The organism is Psychromonas algicola (genome assembly GCF_004378355.1).
GTDB lineage: Bacteria > Pseudomonadota > Gammaproteobacteria > Enterobacterales > Psychromonadaceae > Psychromonas.
Genome location: NZ_SNUB01000037.1, coordinates 1 through 23046 on the forward strand (window position 1 = coordinate 1; position 23046 = coordinate 23046).

25 protein-coding genes are annotated in these 23046 nt (G+C 37.6%); 8 read left to right on the forward strand and 17 right to left on the reverse strand.

Features of this window, described 5'->3' with window-relative positions; translation table 11 throughout:
• Positions 1-213: 213 nt before the first annotated feature.
• Genes gpsA through E2R67_RS14530 form a run of 4 tightly spaced genes read right to left on the reverse strand, consistent with a single transcriptional unit; the run spans position 214 to position 2430 of the window.
• Positions 214-1218 (reverse strand): NAD(P)H-dependent glycerol-3-phosphate dehydrogenase, encoded by a 1005-nt coding sequence (gpsA, locus tag E2R67_RS14515; protein ID WP_134291674.1) that lies wholly within the window; start codon positions 1216-1218, stop codon positions 214-216.
• Between the two features lie 26 nt (positions 1219-1244).
• A complete protein-coding gene (secB, locus tag E2R67_RS14520; RefSeq protein WP_134291675.1) occupies positions 1245-1706 on the reverse strand; it encodes a protein-export chaperone SecB in 462 nt (153 codons plus the stop codon).
• A gap of 38 nt (positions 1707-1744) precedes the next feature.
• Positions 1745-1993, reverse strand: a complete 249-nt coding sequence (gene grxC, locus E2R67_RS14525; RefSeq protein ID WP_134291676.1) for a glutaredoxin 3 — start codon at positions 1991-1993, stop codon at positions 1745-1747.
• 8 nt (positions 1994-2001) lie between these two features.
• Positions 2002-2430, reverse strand: coding sequence for a rhodanese-like domain-containing protein (locus E2R67_RS14530; RefSeq protein WP_134291677.1), 429 nt, complete (start codon positions 2428-2430; stop codon positions 2002-2004).
• A 214-nt stretch (positions 2431-2644) separates the two neighbouring features.
• Here E2R67_RS14530 and gpmM point away from each other — a divergent pair, with 214 nt between their 5' ends.
• From gpmM to panM, 3 genes are all read left to right on the forward strand, one after another.
• A complete protein-coding gene (gene gpmM, locus E2R67_RS14535) occupies positions 2645-4174 on the forward strand; it encodes a 2,3-bisphosphoglycerate-independent phosphoglycerate mutase (protein WP_134291678.1) in 1530 nt (509 codons plus the stop codon).
• Positions 4175-4355: 181 nt separating this feature from the next.
• Positions 4356-5648: a murein hydrolase activator EnvC family protein gene (locus E2R67_RS14540; RefSeq protein ID WP_134291679.1), complete on the forward strand. Its 1293-nt coding sequence runs from the start codon at positions 4356-4358 to the stop codon at positions 5646-5648.
• 42 nt (positions 5649-5690) lie between these two features.
• Positions 5691-6119, forward strand: a complete 429-nt coding sequence (gene panM / locus E2R67_RS14545) for an aspartate 1-decarboxylase autocleavage activator PanM (protein ID WP_134291680.1) — start codon at positions 5691-5693, stop codon at positions 6117-6119.
• A 33-nt stretch (positions 6120-6152) separates the two neighbouring features.
• Here the strand turns inward: panM and E2R67_RS14550 are convergent, their stop codons facing one another.
• From E2R67_RS14550 to E2R67_RS14595, 10 genes are all read right to left on the reverse strand, one after another.
• Positions 6153-6755, reverse strand: a complete 603-nt coding sequence (locus tag E2R67_RS14550; protein WP_134291681.1) for a DUF4136 domain-containing protein — start codon at positions 6753-6755, stop codon at positions 6153-6155.
• Positions 6756-6779: 24 nt separating this feature from the next.
• Complete coding sequence (dusA, locus tag E2R67_RS14555) at positions 6780-7754, reverse strand: tRNA dihydrouridine(20/20a) synthase DusA (RefSeq protein WP_134291682.1); 975 nt, start codon at positions 7752-7754, stop codon at positions 6780-6782.
• Positions 7755-8132: 378 nt separating this feature from the next.
• Entirely contained in the window at positions 8133-8360 is a 228-nt protein-coding gene (locus E2R67_RS14560) for a DUF6429 family protein (protein WP_134291683.1), read from the reverse strand.
• Between the two features lie 68 nt (positions 8361-8428).
• Positions 8429-8665 (reverse strand): hypothetical protein, encoded by a 237-nt coding sequence (locus E2R67_RS14565; protein ID WP_134291684.1) that lies wholly within the window; start codon positions 8663-8665, stop codon positions 8429-8431.
• Between the two features lie 102 nt (positions 8666-8767).
• Positions 8768-9610 carry a hypothetical protein gene (locus E2R67_RS14570; RefSeq protein ID WP_134291685.1) on the reverse strand — a complete coding sequence of 281 codons (843 nt, stop codon included), beginning with the start codon at positions 9608-9610 and terminating at the stop codon, positions 8768-8770.
• Positions 9611-9798: 188 nt separating this feature from the next.
• The gene (locus E2R67_RS14575) at positions 9799-10611 is read right to left on the reverse strand and encodes a Cof-type HAD-IIB family hydrolase (protein ID WP_134291686.1); all 813 of its coding nucleotides are present in this window, start codon (positions 10609-10611) and stop codon (positions 9799-9801) included.
• A 127-nt stretch (positions 10612-10738) separates the two neighbouring features.
• A complete protein-coding gene (locus tag E2R67_RS14580) occupies positions 10739-11206 on the reverse strand; it encodes a DUF6436 domain-containing protein (RefSeq protein WP_166739401.1) in 468 nt (155 codons plus the stop codon).
• Between the two features lie 52 nt (positions 11207-11258).
• Complete coding sequence (locus tag E2R67_RS14585; RefSeq protein WP_134291688.1) at positions 11259-12725, reverse strand: methyl-accepting chemotaxis protein; 1467 nt, start codon at positions 12723-12725, stop codon at positions 11259-11261.
• A 446-nt stretch (positions 12726-13171) separates the two neighbouring features.
• Positions 13172-14026 carry an ethanolamine ammonia-lyase subunit EutC gene (gene eutC, locus E2R67_RS14590; protein WP_134291689.1) on the reverse strand — a complete coding sequence of 285 codons (855 nt, stop codon included), beginning with the start codon at positions 14024-14026 and terminating at the stop codon, positions 13172-13174.
• Positions 14026-15423, reverse strand: coding sequence for an ethanolamine ammonia-lyase subunit EutB (locus tag E2R67_RS14595; RefSeq protein WP_134291690.1), 1398 nt, complete (start codon positions 15421-15423; stop codon positions 14026-14028). Before E2R67_RS14595 ends, eutC begins: the two co-directional genes overlap by 1 nt.
• Positions 15424-15804: 381 nt before the next feature.
• On the opposite strand from E2R67_RS14595, the gene E2R67_RS14600 reads away from it, so the two are divergent.
• From E2R67_RS14600 to E2R67_RS14610, 3 genes are all read left to right on the forward strand, one after another.
• A complete protein-coding gene (locus E2R67_RS14600; RefSeq protein WP_134291691.1) occupies positions 15805-16239 on the forward strand; it encodes a transcriptional repressor in 435 nt (144 codons plus the stop codon).
• A gap of 42 nt (positions 16240-16281) precedes the next feature.
• Positions 16282-16746 (forward strand): chemotaxis protein CheX, encoded by a 465-nt coding sequence (locus E2R67_RS14605; protein ID WP_134291692.1) that lies wholly within the window; start codon positions 16282-16284, stop codon positions 16744-16746.
• A gap of 234 nt (positions 16747-16980) precedes the next feature.
• On the forward strand, positions 16981-18258 hold the full coding sequence (locus E2R67_RS14610; protein WP_134291693.1) for a cation:proton antiporter: 1278 nt from the start codon (positions 16981-16983) through the stop codon (positions 18256-18258).
• Positions 18259-18342: 84 nt separating this feature from the next.
• Here the strand turns inward: E2R67_RS14610 and E2R67_RS14615 are convergent, their stop codons facing one another.
• Genes E2R67_RS14615 through E2R67_RS14625 form a run of 3 tightly spaced genes read right to left on the reverse strand, consistent with a single transcriptional unit; the run spans position 18343 to position 20654 of the window.
• Positions 18343-19176, reverse strand: a complete 834-nt coding sequence (locus E2R67_RS14615; RefSeq protein ID WP_134291694.1) for a pirin family protein — start codon at positions 19174-19176, stop codon at positions 18343-18345.
• A 21-nt stretch (positions 19177-19197) separates the two neighbouring features.
• A complete protein-coding gene (locus E2R67_RS14620) occupies positions 19198-20181 on the reverse strand; it encodes a glutathione S-transferase family protein (protein ID WP_134291695.1) in 984 nt (327 codons plus the stop codon).
• A 26-nt stretch (positions 20182-20207) separates the two neighbouring features.
• Positions 20208-20654 (reverse strand): DoxX family protein, encoded by a 447-nt coding sequence (locus tag E2R67_RS14625; protein ID WP_134291696.1) that lies wholly within the window; start codon positions 20652-20654, stop codon positions 20208-20210.
• Positions 20655-20762: 108 nt separating this feature from the next.
• Between E2R67_RS14625 and E2R67_RS14630 the strand changes: the two genes are divergently transcribed.
• Together E2R67_RS14630 and E2R67_RS14635 are read left to right on the forward strand one after the other, a co-directional pair.
• Positions 20763-21656, forward strand: a complete 894-nt coding sequence (locus E2R67_RS14630; RefSeq protein WP_134291697.1) for a LysR family transcriptional regulator — start codon at positions 20763-20765, stop codon at positions 21654-21656.
• A gap of 147 nt (positions 21657-21803) precedes the next feature.
• Entirely contained in the window at positions 21804-22607 is an 804-nt protein-coding gene (locus E2R67_RS14635; protein WP_134291698.1) for a MetQ/NlpA family ABC transporter substrate-binding protein, read from the forward strand.
• The last annotated feature ends 439 nt before the right edge of the window (positions 22608-23046 follow it).

The window sequence follows — 23046 nt, forward strand, 5'->3', positions numbered from 1 at the left end:
ATTGATGTGCGAGCGAGTGCTTCTGAAAGTTCCATAAAAAAATCCCATGACCTTTTGAGTCATAGGATTTTGATCTTCTTACGTTAAAAATCAACTAATTTTTCTTAACTGATCGGCATTATCATAAGAGGCCTTTTTTATTGCTTAAATTTGTATTTATTACAAATAAAAAACCTCCGAAGAGGTTTTTGCAATTAACTTAATAAAGTATTTCTATTCGCCTTTTTTACTACGCGATAATAAATCCATTGCCGCTTCTTTTACTGCTTTACCTTCATAAAGCACGTAATAGATTTGCTCACAAATCGGCATTTCAATATTCATACGCTTAGCAAGGTTATAAACCTCTTCAGTATTTCGGTAACCTTCAACCACTTGGCCAATTTCAACCTGTGCTTCATCAATTCCTTTGCCTTGACCTAAAGCTAAACCAAAGCGGCGATTACGAGATTGATTGTCGGTACAAGTTAATACTAAGTCACCTAATCCAGCCATTCCCATAAAGGAAGACTCGGTAGCGCCTAATGACACACCTAAACGAGTCAATTCAACTAAACCACGTGTGATCAAAGCTGTACGCGCATTTGCACCAAATCCCAGGCCATCCGCCAAACCAGCGCCAATCGCGATAACATTTTTCACTGCTCCACCTAATTGTACGGCGGTAAAGTCTTCCGAGATATAAGCTCTGAAGTTACTTTGGTTATGAAAAAGATCCGCAATATGCTGAGTAAAAGCAGCATCTGTACCGGCAGCAGCTATCGCAGTAGGTAAACCTTTTGCCACTTCCATCGCAAAAGTAGGCCCAGAAATCATAGCTAAAGGATAATCCTCACCTACAATATCGCGCGCCACTTCTTGCAATAAACGCCCAGTTTCAGCTTCTAGCCCTTTTGTCGCCCAAGCAATACGATGCTCAGGACGTAATAAGGGTTTTACTTGTGAAAGTACTAAACCAAACACATGGCTAGGCACGACTAATAAAATAGTGTCAGTTGCCGCTAAACATTTAGCCAAATCACCTTCTGGATGAAGACGTTCAGGAAATGCAACACCTGGTAAAAACGCTTTGTTTTCACGATCTGATTGCAATTGCTCGATATGCTCAAGTTCATGCCCCCAAATTAGCGTGTTATGTCCATTACGAGCCAACGATACAGCAAGAGCAGAGCCATAAGACCCTGCGCCTAATACTGTAATGGCAATTTTTTCAGCCATTAGATCACCTACTTAAGAAGTCTTAATTAAGAATTTAATTTTTCTGCTTCAGCTTGCTGCTTTTGCATTGCTTGCTGAAATAACGCATCAAAGTTTACTGGTGCTAAATTTAATTGTGGGAAAGTACCACGAGTCACTAAATTTGATACAGCTTCACGCGCATATGGGAATAAAATATTTGGGCAGAATGCATTTAAACAATGCGCTAACTGTGTGCCTTCAAGTTGCGACACAGAGAAAATACCTGCTTGTTTAACTTCACATAAGAAAGCAACTTCTTCACCGATTTTAGCCGTTGCTGTTAGTGATAAAGTCACTTCAAACACACCTTCTTCTAATTTCTTAGATTGAGTATCGATATCCATTGATACTTCTGGCGCCCACTCTTTTTTAAAAACTTCAGGTGAATTTGGGCATTCAAAAGAAATGTCTTTTACATAAACGCGTTGGATATTAAATTCAGGTTGTGCTTCTTGTTGTTCTGGCATGATGTTTCCTTATTCCTTAAATGATTAAATAGTTTGAATTAGCTTAAAAGTGTATCAAGTTGTTCAGCGCGCTCTAATGCATAAAGCTCATCGCAACCACCAATTGGATTTCCATTGATGATGATTTGCGGCACTGTCGTTCCACCCGTTATTTTTGTCATATTAGGACGGAGTGAACGATCAGAGACATCAATCTCTTCGTAACTTACTTCTTTGCTGTCTAATAATTGCTTCGCTCGATTGCAGTATGGGCAATACGGAGTGGTATAGATAGTAATAGTCGCCATAGTATTGATTACTTCTTAGTAGTAGGTAAATTAGCTGTCGCCCAGCCAGTCATACCTGCAGTTAAATGATTAACCTGTTCAAAACCAGCTTTGACTAATTTATCGCCAGCACCTGAAGAACGAGTTCCCGTTGCACATACAACTATGATGGGGGTCTGCTTATACTTTTCAATAGCAGATAACTTTCCTTCTTGAATCTGTGACACAGTTATGTTTTTTGCATTAACAATATGGCCGTTTTTAAATTCTTCTTCAGTGCGCACATCAACTACAACGGCTTTTTGTTTATTAATCAGTAACGTCGCTTCCTGTGAATTAACATTGTTCACGCGGCTTAGTTTACTTTTTACAACACTTTGAATTAATAACAGTGCAATAATACCCCATGCGGCAGACAACATAGGATTGTTAGAAATAAAATCAATATATTCTTGCATAACGCTCTTCTTCTTTAGTAAAGGAAAATTTAAGCCCAGAGTATACCCTGTGGAAAATAGAATATCAGCCTTGGAATTTATATAAATATCAACGAAGTGCCTTTTTTAGCACTATTTTGACTTGCTTTGATCTATCACCTGCTTTTTCAGTGACAAGCCGCACAGATGTAGTAAAATCGACTGCAAATGATTTTAAACATTAATGAGGTTTGATATGACAACTCCTAAGAAACCATTAGTACTATTAATTCTAGATGGTTGGGGCTACCGCCCTGATATGCCAGACAATGCAGTATCAAATGCTAAAACGCCTGTTTTAGACCAACTGTGTGTAGATTACGCAAACGGACTTATCTCTGCATCAGGTATGGATGTAGGTTTACCAGACGGCCAAATGGGTAACTCTGAAGTAGGCCACACCAACATTGGTGCGGGACGTACTGTTTATCAAAATCTAACTAAAGTCACTAAGTCTATTGCAGATGGCGATTTCTATGAAAATGCTAACTTTGTTGCTGCCGTAGATAAGGCAGTTGCAGCTGATAAAGCCGTTCACATTATGGGTCTAGCTTCTCCAGGTGGCGTACATTCACATGACGACCATATTATGGCTGCTATCGAATTAGCTGCAAAACGTGGCGCTAAAAAAGTCTTCATTCATGCATTCTTAGATGGCCGTGATACTCCACCACGTAGCGCGGCGGGTACATTAGCTAAGTTCGAAGAAAAATATAAAGAAGTAGGTGTAGGTCGTACTGTTTCTTTAGTGGGTCGTTACTTCGCAATGGATCGTGATAACCGTTGGGATCGTGTTGAGGAAGCTTATAACTTATTAACTGAAGCTAAAGCGGATTACACTGCTGAAAGTGCATTAATCGGTCTTGAAAATGCATACGCTCGTGATGAAAATGATGAGTTTGTAAAAGCAACAGTAATAGGCGAAGCTGCACCAATCTCTGAAGGTGATGCAGTATTATTCCTAAACTTCCGTGCCGATCGTGCTCGTGAATTAACTTATACTTTTACTGACAAAAACTTCTCTGGTTTTGCACGTAACAAAACACCTAACATCAACTTTGTGACGTTAACTGAATTTGCTGCGGATATTACAGCACCAGCTGCTTTCCCAAGTGAAGAATTAACCAACACATTAGGTGAATGGTTATCGAAAAAAGATAAAACACAATTACGTATTTCTGAAACAGAAAAATACGCACACGTGACTTTCTTCTTTAACGGTGGCGTTGAAAATGAATTCCCAGGTGAAAAACGTAGTCTTATTAGCTCTCCAGCTGTTGCAACATACGATATGCAACCAGAAATGAGCTCTGCAGAATTAACTGAGAAATTAGTAGGCGCAATCAAAAGCAGCGAATACGACGTTATTATTTGTAACTACCCTAATGGCGATATGGTTGGTCATACCGGTGTTTACGAAGCAGCAGTAAAAGCATGTGAAGCGGTTGATAAATGTATTGGTGATATTGTTGGCGCATTAAAAGAAGTAGGCGGTGAATGTTTAATCACAGCTGACCATGGTAATGCAGAGCAAATGATCGACCCTGAAACAGGTGGCGTTCATACAGCTCATACTAACTTACCAGTACCACTTATCTACGTTGGTCGTGAAGCTACCATTGCTGAAGGCGGTCGTTTATGCGATTTAGCACCAACGATGTTATCGCTAATGGAGATGGAAATCCCATCAGAGATGACAGGTAAACCACTTATTACACTTAAGTAGTTTGCATAATGCTCAAGCGCATCAGTTCTTGCGCTTGAGCAGTTATCCCAATTGCATCATAAATTTTTCGCTAATCATACCAATCCCTCTTGTTATCAAATAGAATACTGTCCTTAACCGTTTTTACTCAATTCTAAAAATAGACTGACACCCTAATTTTCTAAGGCTGATGATTAAATTGATGTTTAAAAAATTCTATTCAAATAAGTTAATACGCTTAAGCCAATTAATCTGTATCAGCTTATTCACCATTACATTCTTCAATAACCCAGTGTTAGCAGAAGATCTGAATAGCATACAACGTCAAATCGAACTTAATAAACAAAACAAACTACAAAAACAAAAGCAACAAAAGCAACTTGAGCAAGAGCTCGCCAAAAGCGATCAAGAAATTGCTAAATCTTCCCTTCAAGTCTCTCAAACAAAAAATAGAATTGCACAGCAGCGCTCTTCCTTACTTGCGTTACAAAAAAAGACAGATCAGCTGAAAGAAGAAAAAAAGAAACAACAATCCTTATTAGAGCAACAATTAACCAGTGCTTATATGGCGGGACAAAATGATCTTATTAAACTGATAGTAAACCAAGAAGATCTCAGTAAAGTAGCTCGAGCAAAAAGTTATTATCATTATCTTAATGAAGCACGCTTAGACAGTATTGAAAAACTACAAAACACACAATTAGCTTTAGAGAAAAACCAAGCAGAAGAAGCAAAAACATTAGCGTCATTAAGAGAGATGTACGAGCAACAGAAAAAAACAGAAGCCACAGTGCGCAGTGAAAAGGCCAAAAGGGATAAAGCACTCAAAGCACTTAACAAAGATATTGATTACCAAGACAGTAAACTAGCAGAACTCAGCACATTAGAAAAAAATCTAAGAGCACGCATACAAAAAGCCAGCGAAGAGCGAGCACGAGCGATTGCCAAAGAAAAAGCAGCCGCAGAAGCAAGACGAAAAGCAGCTCAAGCAAAAGCACAGAAAGAAAAAGAAAATGAGAAAGCGCGTGCGCTTGCACAGCAAAAAGAACAACAAAGAATTAACAGCCAAATAGCTAAACAAACAAGTAATGCAAAATTCTCAACCTTAAAGAAAAAATTAAAATGGCCAATTAGAGGCAAAGTATTAAACCGTTTTGGCACCACACGTAGTAGCCAAGTCAAATGGAAAGGTATTACTTTATCTGCCAGTGAAGGTGAACAAGTTAGAGCCGTTGCTGCTGGACGCGTTTTATATGCTGGATATTTTAAAGGATACGGAATGGTGATCGCCATCGACCACGGCGACAATTACATTACTTTATACGGTTACAACCAAACATTACTACAACAAGCAGGCGCGATTATCGCACAAGGTGAAGCTATCGCACTGGCTGGTAAAAGTGGTGGACAAGAAACAAGTAGCCTGTACTTTGAGCTAAACCATAAAGGGAAAGCGCAAAATCCATTAAACTGGTTAAGTAAAAAACCTTGGTAACAATTTAAGCACCTAACTTTAATAGAAAATAGTGAGTAACACATGCGATTATCCGTTTTTATTGCCGATCAACCCTCTCCACAACTTATCATCGATTTACAAAAGATCTATTCAGGTTTATTAGCAACTGAATCACTCACAGAACAAGCCGTTCACAAACTGTTATCAGAGCCTTGCACACGCTTGTTTATGACTATGTTTAATGAGCGACATATTGGCGCAGTAAAAGTAGTGACTGAAGCCAAAAAAGCAGTGTTATCGCAATTATGTATCAGAGAAATTACACGCCGACGCGGCATAGGAAAAAATTTATTGAAACAAGTTGAGACACAACTTGCTTCAGAAGCAATTAACAACGTTGAATATAGCCTAGAAGAAGTTAACGCAAGTGAATTAGCTGCAATGCAAGTTTTCTTAGAAGCATGTGGTTATACAATAAAAGAAAATATTGCCTCTAAAAAAATAGGGTAAATAATTACCTAAGCTAAGAATGTTAGATGATTATTAACGCCCAGCTCGAGGAAAATCATCTAGCATCATCTTTAAAATAATAGGTAAGCGGCTTGTCTCTTTGTTAGCGACATCATTTTCAAATCCAGTAAAACCTTGCACCGCTGATCGCCAATAAGTTTTATCACTTTCTCTGTCCAACACACCCAATATAAAAGTCCCTTTATTATAACGAGGTTGATTAGATCTGCTGCGTATAACACCAGGTAACAATCCAAATTTATTCTGAAGTTTTTGATTAGCGACATCATCTTCTAGAGCAAACACAAACCCGATAATGACATCCGCTTGTTGTGCATTTTTTTGATACACATAACCTTTGCTGTTTAAGTAACTGATTAATTCAGAACGAATATAAGTTTGTAATTCCTTTTCATCGCTTTTGACAGGACCAAACAAAATTCGGTTATATTGCGAGCTCCAAGTATAAGTTGTAAAGGCAGGTAATAACGTCGACGGCTTACCACTGCTTATTATCATTAAAGGCTGATTTAGCTCTTCAACTTGCGAACTTTTAACTTCACTAGGCTTAGCGGTGCAGCCTAAAAGAAGTAATTGAAAGCCAATCATTGTCAGTATAAGCGTGATTTTTTTCATGTTATTACCTAATTAAATATAAGCCTAAGCTTCGCTAACAAAAGACACCGCTTTTTGCATTGTCTCGATACCAGAGCCAGGTATATGACCATTTTCACTCAAATGACGACGCCATGCTCGCGCACCCGGTAAACCTTGAAATAACCCTAACATGTGGCGAGCAATACGGTTTAAATGTCCACCCGCTTGTAAGTGCGATTCAATATAAGGATACATCTGCTCCAAAACTTCAAAGCGTGTTAACGGCGTTTTATCACAGCCAAATAATTGTTGATCCACTTGGCTTAAAATATAAGGGTTAGCATACACTTCTCGCCCTAACATCACACCATCAAGGTGTTGCAAATGTGTTTTGCATTCTTCAAGAGTTTTAATACCACCGTTGATTGCAATGGTTAATTCAGGGAAGTCTCGCTTTAATTGATACACGCGTTCGTAATCTAAAGGCGGTACGTCACGATTCTGTTTAGGACTCAACCCACTTAGCCAAGCTTTACGGGCATGCACAATGAAGGTATCACAACCCTGCGACTTTACTTTCTCAATAAAATCACATAAAAATTCATAAGAATCTAGCTCATCAATACCAATACGCGTTTTAACAGAAACAGGTAAAGCACTCGCATCTTGCATCGCTTTAACCGCTTCACCAACCAAATCCCCTTCTGCCATCAAACAGGCACCAAAGCGACCATTTTGAACACGATCAGATGGACAACCTACATTTAGATTGATTTCATCAAAGCCACGTTCTGCAGCGAGTTTAGCTGATTGCGCTAAATCAGTTGGCGCAAAGCCACCTAATTGTAAACACACAGGATGTTCAGCCTGATCCATTTGCATGTAATCGCCCTTTCCATACAGAATCGCGCCCGTTGTCACCATTTCTGTATATAACAAAGTATTTTTGCTCATTAAACGATGAAAGTAACGACAATATTGGTCAGTCCAATCAAGCATCGGAGCAATAGAAAAACGGTTTGAAGGGTAATTTTGCATAAAAAAGTTAATCTCAAAAACAGTCAATAAAAGTAATAGAACAACGAATAAGTAATATCAATTGCGTTAGATATGTTATCTAAATTTTGCGAAGAAAAAACAGTTCAATTCAAGGCATAAATTGATGTAAATGGCTGTTCCCTTTTACGAAATTTATAACGAAGAAGTGGGCTGTTTTAGCCAGTAAAATAGATAAGCTATTTATCGTGATTGGTATAATAAGCACTTTTATTCGCATTAAGCGTGGCATGATACCAGAAAAGCAAAGATAAAAAATGATTGATGAAGTATTAACAAATCAGTTTTCTAACTCGCTAAGGGGCACAAAGCGAGTTACTTAGGCAAGAAAGAATTATTCATTTTTTATAAGTAATACCATTAATTTTTAACAAAAATCTTATTAAATAATTCTTCTGACTTTTTAAGACCTTCTTCGGTTAAAACGACAGACTTTGCTTTACCTACAGGATCACAAATTAAACCTTTATCATGTAATCGGTTAGTCACTTCCCAGTCTATTTGCTTCCATACTCTAAAGTGATCATGTAATGTTAAATACATTAGAGCAAGTGCAGTTTCATCAATTTTATCTTCGTCAATATCCAAAATATTCCTCTCTAAATTATTTGATTAACCATAGTCACTTGTTATGTGTTTGACGCTAAGTATTAAAGTTATTTTTTGCAACGAGGGTCAGCTAGTAAGAGCTTTAAAAGATATGCCAACGAGGCACCTTTATCATTGAAGGTTTTCGTATACTCTTTAATACCACGTTCAAAGTAATAAACCTCATAAGAACAGCTATGTATCTGAATTGTATACATGCAGTCACTTGGAGCTTTTCCTAAGCTAAATATGCTTCGATCAATATCGTGGTCATACAATTTTTGATTAAATTCTTCGTTTTTCATAGGGATACTTAACGCGAACCTAGCCAGCGGTGTGCTGGCGCAGTTTTTTGCGCCTCTTTTGCAAAAAAAGAAACAGTGTTAACCGTCTGATATAGGTTCTTGTTATAACGCGATTACAACACCGCAGTTCGATTTACACTGTACGGAAAATAATTGTTGATGTTGATTATAAGCAAAATCTAAAGAAAAACTTAATTTGCTCGCTTCAATTCCATGACTGTATGCGGTGCTTTCCATGAACTTAGCAGTGTATTGAGCATACGCTTCTATTTTTCTAGAAAGATGCATCCAAGCCATAATATCATGCTGTGATTCACTGTTAATCATAATCCCTCCCCCTGTGGGGTAATACGAGGAACCATCATCAAATACTATAGGTAGGTTTACCGCTAATTCACGAGCCTGTTTATGATTTTCAGTAGTAGTTACTTTGCTTGAGTCATTGAGCTTTAAGTGAGCGATCAAAAAGGGAAATTCATTATGAATAATTTCAACCAGTTGCTTCTTAAACCAAACATCATAGCAACCTTGTCCATGGGAGAATACAGCCAATAAATACATAATTTCAGGCTCGACTATTGCAAACATCACATCTTTGGTTCCAGTTTCGACGAAGTGAAAATGAGTGATACCCCAATCATCGAACAATTGATCCTTTACTTTGTATGCGTTTTTAAAGTTACCTCTACTACAAAACGGTAAAAGAGAACTGCCAGTTTCAGCTAAATGGATAAACCTTTGATATGCATGCATATGTTTTTGAGGGCAGTTAAATACTGATGACTCAATTACATTTCGCTTTTGAGCGATTGGAATTCTACGAATGCGATTAATGAGGAGCATAAAATTACCCCGAAGACCTAAATCTTCAGAATATTTCATAGACTGCTTTTCCAACTCGTTTGCTATGTAATGTTTAAGATTTGAGTTAAATTTTTCGATCATGCTCACTTTCGTTATAACAGCTTATGAAACAGAATTTGTCCACGTTTTCAGTGGATACATAGAACAGTCTAATACACTTAAATTTAATACAAAAATATCAAGTTAAGAAAACTAATCAATAAGCTAAATATTTAAATAAAACTTTAATCACGTGAATAGATAGAAAAAGTCTGTATTAATAAAGAACTTTATATTTTTGTTTTATTAAGCAAATGCGTGGCAATATAATGCGCGACGGCTTCGTCATCGCAGTTTCCGATGACTTCTATATTAGGCAAGGCGGTCTTTACTTTATGGTGTGCAGTGCCCATCACTAGCCCTTTTCCTGCCATGGATAACATTTCAAAATCATTCATGCCATCACCAAACGCGATACAGTCTTTTAGCTGATAGCCAGCCATTTCGGCAATGGCTTGTAAGGCATGCCCTTTGGAAACATTGCTGTCCATAATTTCAAGGCAATGCGGTGTTGAAAAGGCGATATTGGCGCTATCAGTAAACTCTGCGTTAAACACAGTTTCCCATTCCACCAGCTTGTTATGATCTCTATTTACACGGGTTAAAAATATTTTAGCGACATTATCTACAGGTGGATTTCTGACATCAAAAAATTCATAGGGAAAGTGGTCGCGAATCATAGGTACATTAGGGTTTACTTTATTGAGCAACCAATCGTTATCACGATAGATATTAATAATAATTTGATCATCATCGGCCACCATTTCTACGATTTTACCAACAATCTCTGGTGCTAGATTTTGTTTAAACACCAATTCATTTTCACAATTATGTACTCGCGCGCCATTAGACGTGATCATAAAAGCGGGGATCCCCAATTTTTCACGCATATACGCGACATCAATATGATGGCGTCCAGTAGCAAAAATAAAAGCAATGCCCTGTTGATGTAATTGACTCAAGACTTGTTGAGAAAAAGGAGGGATTTGATGGTTTGAGGTTAACAATGTTCCATCGAGATCGGATGCGACCATTTTATACATAAATGCTCCTAATCGTTAAGCAAGTTTCAAGCACTCAATTTAGGTTGTGCTTGTAAATGAAATATTTATTGCATTTACTTTACACGCATTTTTATTTTTTAGTCAGCGAAGGATCAAAATATTGGTATTAATCAAGATTACAATAACAACCCGTTGCATCATGCATAATCAATGACGAACTGTAACCTTTTGCGTAATTCTGCATCACCGTTTCAACGTAACCATTAGAGGCTGAGCAAGCGAGACCAATAGAATAAGGGCCAAAATAGAGTAAGTCTTCGTCTTTATTTACAATGAGAATTGAAGGTGTTGAGGGAATAATACTTTCAAGATGCGCAGGAAGATGAATATTAACAACATTAAAACCATCTAAACCCGCTTGTTGATTAATATCGCGTTTATGATCTTCGCTATATTGTGTACAAGAACAACTATTACTTGTGAAATGAATGATGGTATCGCTTAAATCAATACCTTCAAGTTCACCCATTTTTTTTAGCTCTTGAATAACCAAACGGCTGTTTTTACCAGATAACTTTCCATCAGGATCAAAAGTCACTAAGCGGCCGCTAATAAAATAAATAGCGGCCGCCAAAGTAAACGCTAACCAAAGAAAAAACACGATATAGTGAAATCGTGTAACTTTATTATTTGAAGCGTGCAATGCTAGATTCTAATGAAACAACGGCTTTAGAAATATGTTCTGCTTCTCGCGCAACAACATCCACTTTAATCGCATCATCTTTACCTAAATCACTTAGCTTATCAGTACTTTGAGATATTCCATTGGTTGTTGCAGATTGCTCTTCAACTGCGGTTGCCACTGAGTGTGCTATATCGCTAGATAAAGACACTAACTCTGTTGCATGAGAAACTTCACGGCTTGCTTTTTCAGCCATAGAAACGGTTACCCCAACAGCATCTAAACACTCAACCATCGATTGCGTTGATGATTTAGAATAACTAGTTAACTGCACAAGCGTGTTATCAATTTTGTCTGTACTTTCTTTGGTACGAGTTGCTAACGTTCTTACTTCATCCGCAACAACGGCAAAGCCTCGTCCGTATTCGCCTGCTCTTGCAGCTTCGATAGCGGCATTTAACGCAAGTAAATTAGTTTGGTCAGCAATACTTGTAATTTCAGATAAAACACTTGTAATGATTTCACTAGAATTTGCTAAACCAATAATTTCTTCATTTGTTTTATTAAGTGAAGCAGCAAGATCACCATTTTTAGCATTAATTTCAGTTAGATACTGATTAGCAGTTGTCGTCGAAGTACTCGCTTCTTTCATCTGCTCGCTTAACTCATTGGTATCTTGAGCAATAGATGCAACCGTAGTGGCCATTTCTTCAATCGATGAAACAATATGCTCCGTTTCTTGTAGCCTATTTTTAGCAGAAGCTTCGAGCTCTGTTTTTGCTGATGTTAAGTTATTAGAATTCACAATAAAGGCAGTCGTTTGGCTTTTAACGCCACTTACCACTTTATCAAGCGTTGATAGCAGTTGGTTAAAGCCTTCTAAGATAGGATTTCCAAGTGTATTAGTTCTTACTTTTAAGTCTAAAGAGTTTTCATCTGCAGTTAATATTTGCGTTACCTTAGCGAGCTCTTCACCCACACGACTATCGTCAAATAATGTTTTAGCAATAAAGCCCGCAATGACACCTTCTGCAATAGCATATACTGCGTGAATCAATACAGTGGTGAACATCAATCTATCGAGGTCAAAAATGTAAACCCCAGAGCCATTTACCTGCATAAAGTAGAAAGATAAATGATGTACAGCAATCAAGGCAACGGCAGTAACAAACACTTTCCAATCTTTAAAAATAATTAATAATGCCATCAAAATAAATATTTCGAAATGCACCTCAATCAGCCCATTCATTTGATGAATATGCAAACAAGCAAAAATCATTGCAGCAAGTGCAGAGGTATGTTTTGTTAACGCTGCACTAGGCGCAGTTGAAATCATCCATAATGGCACAGCCATAACAGGCAAACCGATCAAGAACGCTTCAAGATAAGTGCCATAGACAAACGCCATCCCGATAGATTCGAGGAAAAGTAGTACTAAAACACTTGAAAACACTTTATTAATTTTATTCATTATTTAACCTTGCACAGCAATAAATACGATACGTTGAAGCTATATTATTAGTACAACTTGGTGAACTTAACAAGCAAGTGTATCGTTAGTAATCAATTAAGTTTGTCATCGGGTTCTTTAACAGAAGAACTTTACAACACGTTCAAAAATGTGACCAAAGTCACCAATTCTTGAGTCATTTTGTCAAGTATTATAAAAAACGTGAAGTATAGCAAGGAAATTGAAAGCGTTGATTTTATAGGCACAATACAAAAGAGAAAAGCGCGACTATTAGTAAATAGCATCACTTATTGCGTTAGATTATTGATATCTAAATGAAAAATTATTTTTTCATAAAAAAACACAAGCAACAAGATTGATTGTAAATAATAAATAATTTATTTAAAAAAGAGATATAGATTACCTTTACAACATAAATCCCCTCATCACACAGTTTTTAATGATAACTAATCAGTTAAACGGAAAGACTGTAAATCAGTTGCTTCAAGTAACGAATCTTCTGAACGATCTTTAAGGCTTACTCCAGATAATTTTCTATGCAGCGACTCTTGTAATAAATAATGCGCCTTATTAACAGCGGCATCGTATCTAAGGCCTTCAGGTCTAATGTTGGAGATACAATTTCTTAATGAATCTTCAGTGCCTCGCTTGGCATTCCAAGTTAGGTATAACCCCATACTATCAGGTGAACTTAAACCCGGCCTTTCACCAATAAGTAAAACTACCAACTTTGCATTTAATGCTTCACAAACATCATCACCAACGGCTACGCGACCTTGTTGAACAACACAAATTGGCGCGATATTTAATTTTTTATTATTGCTTTCTTCAAGACGACTGATGAATTTTTCTAAAAATGATTGAGCGTGATGAGCAATCGCATAAGAAGATAGTCCATCGGCGATAACAAACACTAAGTCGTAAGGTTCACCTGCAATCTCTTGGAGTTGCTCAATAGATTGCTGATCGAGTTGTCGCCCGAGATCTGGACGTTGTAAATATTCCATTCTATCAATGGCTTTACTATGCAGTTGTTGTAATGGTAAATAGGGTTTTAGCTTTTCAGATTGTTCAAATTGCTCACAGAGCTCATTGACATTTAAAGGCACATGAACCGCATCAATAGCTTGAGCGTGAGAAAGCTGAAATCGTAATAACTCTGATGTAGGGATGCTAGTACCGACACGCCCTAATCCAATACGTGCATCGGTAAATTGGCGTAGTTTTTCCCATTCATCCTTATGTACAATATCGAGTTCGTTCATATCTTTAACGGGCTTGTTAGATTTAAGTTCGCTCATCAAAGCTCCTTAATCATTTTTAATGGTTTGGCAAAGCTATCTGGTAACTGCTCAGTTAATTGAGTGGCATTGTCCGCTGGAGAGATTTGCATTGTCTTCAACCATTGATCAAACTCAGGTGCAGGACGCAAACCCAATACTTGCCTTGCATAAAGCGCATCATGAAAAGAGGTGGTTTGATAGTTCAACATAATATCGTCAGAACCCGGAATTCCCATGATGAAAGAACATTCTGCAACGCCTAATAAGGTCAGTAAGTTATCCATATCATTTTGATCTGCATAAGCATGATTGGTATAACAAATATCACAGCCCATTGGTAAACCAAGTAGTTTTCCACAGAAGTGATCTTCTAAGCCTGCACGAATAATTTGTTTGCCGTCGAATAAATACTCTGGCCCAATAAAACCAACCACAGTATTAACCAATAAAGGTTTGAATTTACGCGCAACGGCATAAGCACGCGTTTCACAAGTTTGTTGATCAACACCGTGATGCCCATTGGCAGAAAGAGCACTGCCTTGGCCAGTTTCAAAATACATGACATTATCACCCACTGTGCCACGTTTTAATTCTAATGCGGCTTGGTGCGCTTCATTTAAGACATTAAGGTTTACACCAAAACCTTGATTAGTCGCTTCAGTACCACCAATGGATTGAAAAACAAGATCTACAGGAGCGCCCAATTCAATCGCCTCAATGGTGTTGGTAACATGAGTTAAAACACAAGATTGCGTTGGGATTTCATAATGTTGAATAACATCGTCCATTAATTTCATTAGCTTTACAGCCTGGGAAACACTATCCGTTGCAGGGTTGATCCCTAAAACTGCATCGCCATTGCCATACATTAACCCATCAAAGATGGTCGCGGCGATACCATTCACATCATCCGTAGGATGGTTTGGTTGTAAACGGGTAGAAAGATGACCAGGAAGCCCAATTGTATTGCGAAATTTAGTAATGATATTGCATTTTTTAGCAACCAAAATTAAGTCTTGATTACGCATTATCTTGCTCACTGCGGCCACCATCTCGGGTGTAATACCAGCACGAATACGCGTAAAGTCTATTTCTGTTGTTGTTTCTTGTAATAACCAATTACGAAAATCACCGACGGTTAAATGTGCTATTTCTTCAAAAGCTGCGCTGTCATGCTCATCAATAATAAGACGAGTAATTTCATCTTTTTCGTAGGGAATAAGGGTTTCTTCAAGAAATGTTTTTAAAGGTAAATCTGCCAATAACATTTGTGCGACAACACGTTGTTCAGATGAAAGAGCTGCCACACCAGCAAGTTGATCACCGGATCGCATAGGTGAGGCTTTAGCCATTAAATCGGCAAGATCATCAAATCGATAAACATGGCTACCAAGCTGATAGCGATAATTAGACATGTTAAATCCTTCAAATATTTAAAATAGGCGCAAACTTTGCAAACAATATAAAAGTATATAAAGCGAAGATCGTTCCAAATGAATAACAAGATTGCGCAAACAATAAAACAAGTTTAAATACAACAGCTTAAACAATGATCGCACCAAATTAAAGCATTGTTTTTTTAACAGGAAAAATGCGTATTTTAATGCAGCACCAAGATAAGACAGCCCTGCACTAGTGAAGTGCAAGTGGCATTCCATTGATGGTTTAATGCTATAAATAACGCTATTAACGAATTTAAATTTCAACTCTGTGAATAGGTATTAATTAATTCATCTCTTAAATACAATTCTCTATGCTATTATATTTATTCATTCACCAACAAAAGTAAGTTTTATATGTCGCAACAACTGCTCGAACGTGCAATCGAAATATGTAAATCAAAGAACGTTCGCTTTACACCGGTTCGTCAGCAGGTATTTACATTGATGGCAGAGCATAAAGGCGCAATTTCTGCTTATGATTTATTAGAGAAACTGCAAGCGTTTGATAGCAAAGCAAAACCCCCAACTATTTACCGTGCACTTGAGTTTTTGCTAGAAAATCATTTTATACATCGCATAGAATCGTTAAATGCCTATTTAATGTGTTGTCATTTAGGGTGCGAACATCCGATGCAGCTGTTAATATGTAATAAATGCAAACAAATTATTGAACTTAGTGATCCCGTGATAGATGATGCTTTTTCATTAAAAGCTTCACAATTTAAGTTTAAGATTACCAATAAAGTATTAGAGGCGCATGGAATTTGCGATAACTGCCTCTATAATTAAGCTTTACTCTTTAGCCCTATAATAAGAAACAGTAGACAAACTATGAATGCAGAATTTGTTAATCCATTTTTATCTTCTTTTATTAATGTTTTACAAACTATGGCAATGCTCGAAATTAAACCTGGCCGCCCTAGTCTAAAAAAAGATGCTATTGCACGTGGCGACGTATCAGGCCTAATTGGCATGGCAGGCCCAACATTAGCAGGTTCTTTTTCAATTAGTTTTGACGAAGAGTTAGCACTTAATGTCTTCGAAATGATGGTCGGTGAACGAGTAGAATCTATTGGTGATGATATTACTGATATGGTGGGTGAAATCACTAATATGGTCGCAGGTGGCGCAAAGCGTCAGCTTGGAGAAAAAGGCTATGAGTTTAATATGGCAACCCCTATTGTCGTTACAGGTCCAGGCCATACCATTACTCATCAAGTGGATGGTTCAAAAGTATTAATGCCTTTCCAATCAGAAAAAGGCAATGCTTACATCGAAATTTGTTTTAATGATTAAATAGCAAAACTCCCTCACTATAAAACAACATAATGAGGGCAGAGAGACTTTTCAAGTTTATCTACAAACAATGCTTCGCAAGACATAAAAAATCACTCTTATTTATTACCCCAAATCTCTTCTTGAAGACACAATTAAGTCTATTTTAAATAAAGAATGAGAATGTGTATGGTATTTAATCGCATTTCTATTTATATTCCCCCAACTCTTTTCATTACGTAAATAAGACTTAAGATGACAGCCTATTCTACTCTGTGTTTTCTTGCCGCAATGGCCATGTTAATTACATTTTTAAACAGTAAAGTCGGTAAGATGCAAAGTACTATTGCGATCACAGCTGGCGCTTTGATTCTGTCACTACTGATGATCATTGCTGGCCATAATGGCTTCACCTATCTCAATGAGATTGCCACAGAACAGCTAGCAAAAATCGACTTTAATAGTTTTTTATTAGATGGCATTTTAGGTTTTCTTTTATTTGCAGGTGGCTTAGGCATCAACCTCAACAACCTTAAAGATCAAAAATGGGAAATTACAGTGCTCGCGTTAGCAGCCACTTTATTCTCAACAGTGTTCATTGGATACGCCCTTTTCTATATTTGCCAATATTTAAACTTCCAGTTTGATCTGATTTATTGCCTGCTTTTTGGAGCATTAATTTCACCAACGGATCCTATTGCTGTTTTAGCAATTGTTAAAAAGCTTAAAGCGCCGAAACGCATTTCAACACAAATTGAAGGTGAATCATTATTTAACGATGGCTTTGGTTTAGTTATTTTTATTACTTTATACAGCGTCGCTTTTTTAGGCACGGAACCAACAGCAATGAGTGTCAGCGGCCTGTTTTTGCATGAAGCCATTGGCGGCATTGTGTATGGCTTTGCATTGGGCCTTTTATTCCATTATTTAATTAGTGCAACCAATGACCATTCGATGGAGTTATTACTAACGATTGGTATTCCAACGGCAGGTTATAGTTTTGCCTCATTAATTGGTGTTTCAGGGCCATTAGCAATGGTGATATCAGGCATCATGGTCGGTAACTGGACAAGAAAAAATGGTTTCTCAGATGAAAGTAAATTATTGCTTGATCACTTCTGGGAACTGGTTGATGAGTTTCTAAATGGTGTTCTTTTCCTATTAATGGGGTTAAGCCTTTTACAATATAACTTCCACCAAGAAGATTGGATATTAATGTTGGTTGCCGTGCCATTAACTTTATTTGCACGTTTTCTTAGCATCCAGTTCTCTTACTTCGGCTTCCAACGTTTTAGGCAGTACAATCCCTATTCTGTTTCGATTCTTACATGGGGTGGATTACGTGGAGGTTTAGCATTGGCGATGGCGATGTTAATCCCTGCTGGCGTGATGGTCGTGCCAGACAAACAAATCGATGTGCGTGAAGTAATTCTAGTGATGACCTACTCTGTGGTGTTTTTCTCAATCTTAGTTCAAGGCTCAACCATCACACCGTTAATTAATAAAGCCAAAGCATGGCAAGAGAAACAGTAATTTAAACGCAACAATAGAAACATAAAAACTCGATCCTGTGATCGAGTTTTTTATTTTTTGAGCAGGAAATATTGAGATAAAAACTTAACTAAGGCTCCCAAACTTACCCTGTTGATAATCGCTGATAGCCTGTTGAATTTCTTGCTCTGTATTCATAACAAACGGGCCCATATGTACAATTTTCTCGTTGATTTTATTACCTGTAAGAATCAGCGCGCCCGCACCATTTTCACCTGCAGTAATATCAAGTAACTGTTGCGAATCAACAATGGCTAATTCGCCAGTATCTAAACTAGGCGATGCAAAGCTTCCCGTGTGAACATACACTAACACTTGTTCTTTATGGAATAAGTTAAGCTCAATGTGCCCTGCACTTTGCAAGGTTAAATCGGCTAACGCCCCATCACCCGCTAAGTCAGCTAATGGCGATGCATCGATACAACCACCTAACACCCATTCTCCTGCTAATAATCTTAAACTTGCGCCAGTTTGATTATTCAATTGCGGTAAGCTAATCGAGTCTTGGTAACGCGCAGGACGTAATTTATCTTTTGCAGGCATGTTCAACCAAATTTGAAATCCATGCATCCCTTGCTCTTCATCCGTGATTGGCATTTCTGAATGGATCACACCATAACCTGTACTCATCCATTGTACGTTACCCGCAGTTATTTGAGCTTGGTTACCAAGTTGATCTTTATGTTCAAATCCGCCTTTGATCATGTAAGTGAAGGTTTCAATACCACGATGTGGATGTGCAGGAAAACCACCGATAAAGTCATTCTGATCATCTGATTTTAACTCATCAATCATTAAATAAGGGTCGAAGTATTTATCTGAGAAATCAGCAATACGCGATATTTTTACCCCATCGCCATCTTGCGTTGCCTGTGAGTTTACTTTTTTAATTATTTTCATTAGTTGCTTTCCAATATAAATTTATTGTCCAATTTTCTCGCGACCATGTGGAACAGACCAGTCTTGATCATGACCAACAGGCACAATGCGATAAGTGTTAATAGATTGATGGCTTGCGTAATAATGACGTTTAATATGTGCAACGTTTACTGTGTCAGCAATGCCAGGCATTTGATACAACTCCAACATGTAGTGATAAAGGTTGCTGTACTCTTTCAATAAACGTAGGTTACATTTGAAATGCGTATGATAAACAGAATCAAAACGAATTAAGGTTGTCCATAAACGCCAATCTGCCTCAGTTATTTCAGAACCCGTTAAATAACGCTGTGTTGCCAATTTATCATCTAACACCTGAAGCGCTTCAAACAATGGGATCACATTATCTTCATAGGCTTGCTGGGTACTAGCAAATCCTGATTTATAAACACCGTTATTAACTTTGTGATAAACCAGTTCATTCACTTGATCAATTTGCGCCTGTAAATGCTTAGGGTAGAAATCGAGTTCATTACCCGTTATATGATTAAACGCGGTATTAAACATTCTAATAATCTCTGACGATTCATTATTTACAATCACTTGCAGCTTTTTATCCCATAACACAGGCACGGTGATCGGGCCTGCGTAATCAGGCGTATTGGCATAATATTTTTCAGACATAAACTCACTGCCCGCGAGTTCATCCCCCGTTGTGCCATACAAAGCTTCACTCTCTGCATCATGTTTGAAGCTCCAACCTTTATCAAACATATCTGGATGAACAACGCTAACGGTAATAAGATCTTGCAACCCTTTTATTTCACGGAAAATTAATGCTCGATGCGCCCACGGACAAGCTAAAGAGACATACAAGTGATAACGTCCAGCTTCAGCTTTAAATCCCGCTTTTCCACTTAGGCCAGCACTGCCATCAGCTGTTACCCAGTTTCTAAAAATAGAGTCCTGACGACGATACTCACCATTTTTGATGCTACTTTTCCAATTGCTTTTTACTTGTGCCATGAGACGCTCCTTTATCTAACGAGTGATTAAACTAATTTTTTAGCTATTAAGCTATCTACAGAGTAACGCCCAGCGCCACTTAACATTAGCGAAACAGATGCCGCTAATAAGGCCAATGCAAATTCATAACCGTTGTTACTCATAAATAAGCCATTAGCAAGATGCACACTAACGATAGCAATAATCATAGTTAAACTAAGTACAAAAGCCGTTGGTCGTGTTAATAAGCCTATTAATAAAGCGATGCCACCAAAAAATTCTGCACTACCCGCTAACAAAGCCATAAAATAACCTGGCTCTAGCCCAATAGATGCCATCCACTGACCTGTACCTTCTAAACCGTAACCACCAAACCAAGCAAATAGTTTTTGAGCTCCGTGTGCGATAAAGATGATCGCAATAGGTATTCTTAACGCTAACGTAGAAAAGCCAGCCTGTGATGAAATAAGTTTTTGAGTAAAAGATGTGTTCATATTGTTCCCCAATGTTCGTTGTTTTTGAATGATGGAGGGATTATATTTACAGACACCTGTAATTAATAACGGTAATTTCTGAACATTTAGTTCAAAAGGATTGAAGTAATGAATTCCCCGATCACATTAGATGCACTAAAAGTGTTAGATGCAATTGAACGTAGAAACAGTTTTGCTGCGGCCGCCGATGAATTATTTCGTGTGCCTTCAGCTATTTCTTATACGGTTAACAAACTTGAAGAAGAGCTCGCAATTACTTTATTTGATCGCAGTAAACGCAAGGCACAATTGACGCCCATTGGGAAAATGATTGTTGAACAAGGACGACTTATTTTAAAAGCAACCGATGACTTAACGCATATGGCCAAACAATCGGCTGAAGGTTGGGAACTCGAATTGCGTATCTGTATTGATAGTATTCTATTATTTAAGCCTATTTACGCCTTAATTGCTGAATTTCAACAGCAATATCCTTGGATCAATATCCGCGTTACGGAAGAAGTATTTGGTGGAACATGGGATGCCTTAACAGCCGGTCGAACAGATTTAGTGATTGGAGCCACAGGAGAAGCTTATAACAGCGACTTTATACTCCGCCCTTTAGGTGAGATTGATTTTGTTTTTGCCGTTGCTAAAAACCATCCTTTAGTCCAAGAGCCACAGCCAATTTCAAGTTCCAAGATCAAGCAATACCCGTCCATTGTGGTATCCGATAGTTCACGACATTTACCAGCGCGCTCAGCAGGATTGCTCAATGGACAGCCACGTATTAGTGTACCTAGTGTCGATAAAAAAATAGAAGCTCACCTATTAGGGTTAGGCGTAGGCTTTTTACCTATTCACCGAATCGAAGAATATTTAAAGGCGGGAGAACTTGTCGCTTTGAATGTTAAAAAAACTGAAAGTAGAAAAAGTGAATTATCCATGGCTTGGCATAAGGATAATCAAGGTAAAGCATTGGCTTGGTTTGTTAAACGTATACAAAACATGAAATTGTTTTAACCACTTCGAACGCAATGCGTCACTTAGTTTCTTTATTATTGCGACAAAATAAGTAATAAAAACAGTGCATCTTATCACAAAAGTTGTATGATGGACTTTTAGACGTCTAAACATCTAAATAACAATCTAAACAAGATGGAGAACTTTGTGAAAGAAATTAAAAAAGTAAGTCAATGGCTCTTAGGTGCAATCTTCCTACTTGGTTTAACCGCCTGTGGACAAGAAGATAATGCAGTATTAAAAGTAGGCGCAACAGTCGGCCCTCATGCACAAGTTGTTGAAGCAGTCGCAATAGAAGCTGCAAAGCAAGGACTTAACATTGAACTGGTTGAGTTTTCAGATTTTATTTCACCAAACTCAGCGTTAGCAGATGGTAGCTTAGATATTAACAGTTATCAGCACCTACCATTTTTGAATAATTATAATGCGAACAATGGCTCGCATTTAGTGTCGATGGGTCAATCAATTTTGATGCGTATGGGAATTTATTCAAATAAATTCAGCGCTATCTCAGAGCTTCCAGATAATGCATTAGTTGCCATTCCTAACGACCCAACTAATGGCGGACGCGGATTATTGCTATTAGCTGATGCAAATCTTATCACTTTAAAAGCGGGTGTTGGTTATAAAGCAACGATCAACGATATTATCGATAACCCTAAAAACCTAGAATTTATTGAAATTGAAGCGGCACAATTACCAAGAAGTTTAGACGATGTGGATGTGGCGACAATTACTATGAATTACGTGATGTCTGCAGGGCTAGATCCAAATAAACAAGGCATTTACCTTGAACCTAAAGACGCACCTTTAGCGGTAATGGTTATTGCAACACGCGAAGAAGATAAAGATAACGAAAACTACAAGAAATTTGTTGAAATCTACCAATCTCAAGCGATTCGTGATTTTATTGATAACACTTTTAAAGGCACAATCGAACCTGCACTTTAATTACAAGCACTTAAAAAATAAGTAGAGATTACATGCTCTACTTATTTTTTCTTTTAAGATCGACAACAAGCACACCTAATACTCAAACTATTTCCATCAATACCTTTGCAAGTTAGAAGTTACCCACCATAGTTGATACATATTCTGTCGTTATTTTAAGCATTTTCTTTACCTCAAAATCTAACTTATTTCCCTCAGTGCAACGACTTATGTGATGAATTAATGTTTTGTATTCATCATGTTTTTTTAAGATTTTTATCGCGTATCAGTGATGAGGCTCTGATTTTTATGTTGGCAATAGTGACCGCAGTCATATAGAAATTATTTGTTATTGTATTACTAATTAGCCTTTGTAAGGATGCAAAGGTTATTAAATAAAGCACGTCATAATACATTTTGACAATTGATAAAATAATGCAATTGAACAAAAAATAATATT

Bases quoted from the DNA above. Each gene is read 5' to 3' on its own strand.
- gpsA (WP_134291674.1), bottom strand. From the start codon at position 1,218: ATGGCTGAAAAAATTGCCATTACAGTATTAGGCGCAGGGTCTTATGGC.
- secB (WP_134291675.1), bottom strand. From the start codon at position 1,706: ATGCCAGAACAACAAGAAGCACAACCTGAATTTAATATCCAACGCGTT.
- grxC (WP_134291676.1), bottom strand. From the start codon at position 1,993: ATGGCGACTATTACTATCTATACCACTCCGTATTGCCCATACTGCAAT.
- E2R67_RS14530 (WP_134291677.1), bottom strand. From the start codon at position 2,430: ATGCAAGAATATATTGATTTTATTTCTAACAATCCTATGTTGTCTGCC.
- gpmM (WP_134291678.1), top strand. From the start codon at position 2,645: ATGACAACTCCTAAGAAACCATTAGTACTATTAATTCTAGATGGTTGG.
- E2R67_RS14540 (WP_134291679.1), top strand. From the start codon at position 4,356: ATGTTTAAAAAATTCTATTCAAATAAGTTAATACGCTTAAGCCAATTA.
- panM (WP_134291680.1), top strand. From the start codon at position 5,691: ATGCGATTATCCGTTTTTATTGCCGATCAACCCTCTCCACAACTTATC.
- E2R67_RS14550 (WP_134291681.1), bottom strand. From the start codon at position 6,755: ATGAAAAAAATCACGCTTATACTGACAATGATTGGCTTTCAATTACTT.
- dusA (WP_134291682.1), bottom strand. From the start codon at position 7,754: ATGCAAAATTACCCTTCAAACCGTTTTTCTATTGCTCCGATGCTTGAT.
- E2R67_RS14565 (WP_134291684.1), bottom strand. From the start codon at position 8,665: ATGAAAAACGAAGAATTTAATCAAAAATTGTATGACCACGATATTGAT.
- E2R67_RS14570 (WP_134291685.1), bottom strand. From the start codon at position 9,610: ATGATCGAAAAATTTAACTCAAATCTTAAACATTACATAGCAAACGAG.
- E2R67_RS14575 (WP_134291686.1), bottom strand. From the start codon at position 10,611: ATGTATAAAATGGTCGCATCCGATCTCGATGGAACATTGTTAACCTCA.
- E2R67_RS14585 (WP_134291688.1), bottom strand. From the start codon at position 12,725: ATGAATAAAATTAATAAAGTGTTTTCAAGTGTTTTAGTACTACTTTTC.
- eutC (WP_134291689.1), bottom strand. From the start codon at position 14,026: ATGAGCGAACTTAAATCTAACAAGCCCGTTAAAGATATGAACGAACTC.
- E2R67_RS14595 (WP_134291690.1), bottom strand. From the start codon at position 15,423: ATGTCTAATTATCGCTATCAGCTTGGTAGCCATGTTTATCGATTTGAT.
- E2R67_RS14600 (WP_134291691.1), top strand. From the start codon at position 15,805: ATGTCGCAACAACTGCTCGAACGTGCAATCGAAATATGTAAATCAAAG.
- E2R67_RS14605 (WP_134291692.1), top strand. From the start codon at position 16,282: ATGAATGCAGAATTTGTTAATCCATTTTTATCTTCTTTTATTAATGTT.
- E2R67_RS14610 (WP_134291693.1), top strand. From the start codon at position 16,981: ATGACAGCCTATTCTACTCTGTGTTTTCTTGCCGCAATGGCCATGTTA.
- E2R67_RS14615 (WP_134291694.1), bottom strand. From the start codon at position 19,176: ATGAAAATAATTAAAAAAGTAAACTCACAGGCAACGCAAGATGGCGAT.
- E2R67_RS14620 (WP_134291695.1), bottom strand. From the start codon at position 20,181: ATGGCACAAGTAAAAAGCAATTGGAAAAGTAGCATCAAAAATGGTGAG.
- E2R67_RS14625 (WP_134291696.1), bottom strand. From the start codon at position 20,654: ATGAACACATCTTTTACTCAAAAACTTATTTCATCACAGGCTGGCTTT.
- E2R67_RS14630 (WP_134291697.1), top strand. From the start codon at position 20,763: ATGAATTCCCCGATCACATTAGATGCACTAAAAGTGTTAGATGCAATT.